This is a genomic window from Streptomyces sp. NPDC057654 (genome assembly GCF_042800135.1).
Taxonomy (GTDB): Bacteria; Actinomycetota; Actinomycetes; order Streptomycetales; family Streptomycetaceae; genus Streptomyces.
This window is the reverse complement of sequence record NZ_JBHVHQ010000916.1, coordinates 1-3,364: the sequence shown is the minus strand read 5'-3', so window position 1 is coordinate 3,364 and position 3,364 is coordinate 1. Positions and strand designations below refer to the sequence as shown.

The following is a 3,364-nucleotide window of genomic DNA, read 5'->3' as shown; positions in this document are numbered from 1 at the left end:
ATCCTACGGGGCGTATGGGTCTCAGTAGGCGGGCAGTCGGCGGGGGCCGAGGTCGGTGCGGACGGGCGGGGGCGCGAGGCGCAGGGTGGCGCCCAGGACCTGGAGGCCGTGCGGGGCGACGACCACGGGCTCCAGGTCGGCCGCGACGACCTCGGGGTGGTCGTCGACGAGGCGGGAGACCCTCAGCAGGAGCTCTTCGAGCGCCTTGGTGTCCACGGGGGTGGTGCCGCGCCAGCCGAAGAGGAGCGGGGCGGTGCGGATGGACCGGATCAGCTCGGCGGCGTCGCGGTCGGTGGCCGGTACGAGCCGGTGCGCGGTGTCGCCGAGCAGCAGGGAGGGCGCGCCGGCCAGCCCGAAGGAGAGCACCGCGCCGACGGCCGGGTCGATGGTGGCCCGTACGACCGTGTCGACGCCGCGCGGGGCCATCGACTGCACGACGAGCCGGAGCTCCTCCGGTTTGCCGAGCAGGTCGGTCAGCTCGGTGTAGGCGCGGCGCAGTTCGCGTTCGCCGCCGAGGTCGAGGCGGACCCCGCCGAGGTCCGCGCGGTGGCGCAGGTGGGGCGCGGTGGGTTTGAGGGCGACGGGGTAGCCGAGCCGTTCGGCGGCCCGTACGGCCTCGTCGGGGCCGGGCGCGGGGAGCGCGGGCAGCACGGGGATGCCGTACCGGGCCAGCAGCCGCTGGGTGTCCGCGGCGGACAGCTGCACGGAGCGAGGGGCCGACGAAGCAGCCGGGGCAGCCGCGGTCTCGCCGGGCGGGGAGCCGTCAGCGCTGACCCGCGCGCGCCCGTACGCGGCCTCTCCGTGGGCGGCGAGGAGCACGTCGATGTCGGCCGCGGCTCCGGCCTCGTCGATGTCCTCGTACTCCGGGACCCGTCCGGGCGTGGCGGTCCCCTTGCGCCACTGCGCGTACCGCGCGGCCTGGGCCAGCGCCCGCACGGCCCGTTCGGCGGCGGGGTAGGAGGGGATGCCGCCCGCGGCGGGGCCCGGCGCGGCCTCCGGGTCCTCGCGCGGGGCGGCCAGCGCCTCGGCCAGCCCCGGTATTTCGAGGTGTACGACGGCCACCGGCTTCGCCGTCGGGGCGGCGGCCACCGCCTCGCGCAGGGACTGGGCGAGTTCCGCGGCCGAGGCGTCGCCGACCCAGGGGATGGCGGTGACGACGACCGCGTCGCAGAGGTCGTCGGCGAGGGCGTCGGTGAGCGCCGCGCGGAAGTCGGCCGGTCCGGCGGACGTGGTGAGGTCGTGCGGCGGCAGCGGGCGGAGCCGCTCGGTGAGGCAGGCGTCGTAGGTGAGGAGGGCGAGGGAGTCCGAATTGCCGAGGATGGCGACGCGCGGGCCGCCGGGCAGCGGCTGGGCCGCCAGCAGCAGCCCGGTGTCGGCGAGTTCGGTGACGGTGTCCACACGGATGACGCCGGCCTGCCGGAACAGGTCGGAGACGGTGGCGTCGGGGATGCGGGTGGTGGGCACGGCGTGGCCGGAGGGGGCGGTGCCGCCGTGCCGGGCGCCCTTGACGACGACGACCGGCTTGACGGCGGCGGTGCGCTTGGCGAGGCGGGTGAACTTGCGCGGGTCGCCGATGGATTCGAGGTACATGACGACGACGGCGGTGGCCGGGTCGTCGTGCCAGTACTGGAGGAAGTCGTTGCCGGAGACGTCGGCGCGGTTCCCGGCGGAGACGAAGGTGGAGACGCCCGCGAGCGAGGCCGCGCGGCGGTGCAGCCCGGAGAGCAGCGCGATGCCGATGGCGCCGGACTGGGAGAACAGCCCCACCTGTCCGGCGGCGGGCAGCTCGGGCGAGAGGGAGGCGTTGAGCCGCACGCCGGGGGCGGTGTTGATGAGGCCGAACGCGTTGGGGCCGATGACGCGCATGCCGTACGAGCGGGCCTGGCGGACCAGTTCGCGCTGGCGGTCGCGGCCCTCGGGGCCGCTCTCGGCGTATCCGGCGGAGAGGACGACGAGGCCCTGTACGCCGTGCTCGCCGCAGTCGGCGACGGCCGCGGGCACCTGGTCGGCGGGGACCGCGACGACCGCGAGGTCGACGGTCTCCTCGATGTCGCCGACCGAGCGGTAGGCGGGCACGTCCTCCGGGAGCAGCCGCGAGGCGCCCTCGGGGAAGGCCCGGTTGACCGCGTACGTACGGCCGGTGAAGCCGCCGGCCAGGACGTTGCGCAGGGCGGCGCGGCCCACGCCGCCGGGCTCGCGGCCGGTGCCGACGACGGCGACGGAGCCGGGGGCGAGCAGCCGCCGCACGGAGCGGGCCTCGGCGCGCTGCTCGCGGGCGCGCTGGACGGCGAGGGACTGGTCGGTGGGCTCCAGGTCGAATTCGAGGCGGACGACGCCGTCCTCGAAGGAGCGCTTCTGGGTGTACCCGGCGTCCGTGAAGACCTTGATCATTTTGGTGTTGGCGGGCAGCACCTCGGCGGCGAACCGGCGGATCGAGCGCTCGCGGGCGACGGCGGCGATGTGTTCGAGGAGGGCGGAGGCCACGCCGCGGCCCTGGTGCGCGTCCTGGACGAGGAAGGCCACCTCGGCCTCGTCGGCGGGGGCGGTGGCGGCCATGCCGCGCGCGTCGATGCGGTCGTAGCGGACGGTGGCGATGAACTCGTCCCCGACCGTGGCGGCGAGGCCGACGCGGTCCACGTAGTCGTGGTGGGTGAATCGGTGGACGTCGCGGTCGGACAGGCGCGGATAGGGGGCGAAGAAGCGGTAGTACTTCGACTCGTCCGACACCTGCTCGTAGAAGCTGACCAGGCGCTGCGCGTCGGCTTCGGTGATGGGCCGGATCTGCGCCGTGCCGCCGTCGCGCAGCACGACATCGGCTTCCCAGTGGGTCGGGTACGCGGCGTGCTCCGACGGCGTGTGCATGGGGCCAGCGTACGACCGGGTACTGACAGGGCCCCGCTCGCCCGTGCCGTGGGGCGCGGCGGCGGGAGCGCGGCAGGTGACGGCGGGTACGGGTGGGCGGGGCGGCACAATGGAGGAGGGAACAGGGGGCGGCGCGGCGCCGGACGTCACCGCAGGAGCGACGGCGGCACCGTGAGAGACTGGTCTAGACAACCAATGACGACTTGAAGGGCAACACCATGGTTGAGCGCCGCGTCACCGTCGGCTGGGCCGAGGGGCTGCACGCCCGCCCCGCGTCGATCTTCGTCCGTGCCGCGACCGCCTCGGGCGTCCCCGTGACGATCGCCAAGGCCGACGGCAACCCGGTCAACGCCGCCTCCATGCTGGCGGTGCTGGGCCTGGGCGCCCAGGGCGGCGAGGAGATCGTTCTCGCCTCCGAGGCCGACGACGCCGAGGCCGCGCTCGACCGCCTCGCGAAGCTGGTCGCCGAGGGCCTTGAGGAGCTCCCGGAGACCGTCTGATT

General features: G+C 75.3%; 2 protein-coding genes. One reads left to right on the top strand and one right to left on the bottom strand.

From position 1 onward, the window contains the following. Window positions 1-21 precede the first annotated feature (21 nt). Window positions 22-2,862 carry a GNAT family N-acetyltransferase gene (locus ACFU99_RS38235; RefSeq protein WP_384401682.1) on the bottom strand — a complete coding sequence of 947 codons (2,841 nt, stop codon included), beginning with the start codon at window positions 2,860-2,862 and terminating at the stop codon, window positions 22-24. A 218-nt stretch (window positions 2,863-3,080) separates the two neighbouring features. Between ACFU99_RS38235 and ACFU99_RS38230 the strand changes: the two genes are divergently transcribed. After that, window positions 3,081-3,362, top strand: a complete 282-nt coding sequence (locus ACFU99_RS38230; protein ID WP_030884355.1) for an HPr family phosphocarrier protein — start codon at window positions 3,081-3,083, stop codon at window positions 3,360-3,362. Window positions 3,363-3,364: the final 2 nt, after the last annotated feature.

Coding starts and splice junctions, on each gene's coding strand:
- ACFU99_RS38235 (WP_384401682.1), bottom strand. CDS start 2,862: ATGCACACGCCGTCGGAGCACGCCGCGTACCCGACCCACTGGGAAGCC.
- ACFU99_RS38230 (WP_030884355.1), top strand. CDS start 3,081: ATGGTTGAGCGCCGCGTCACCGTCGGCTGGGCCGAGGGGCTGCACGCC.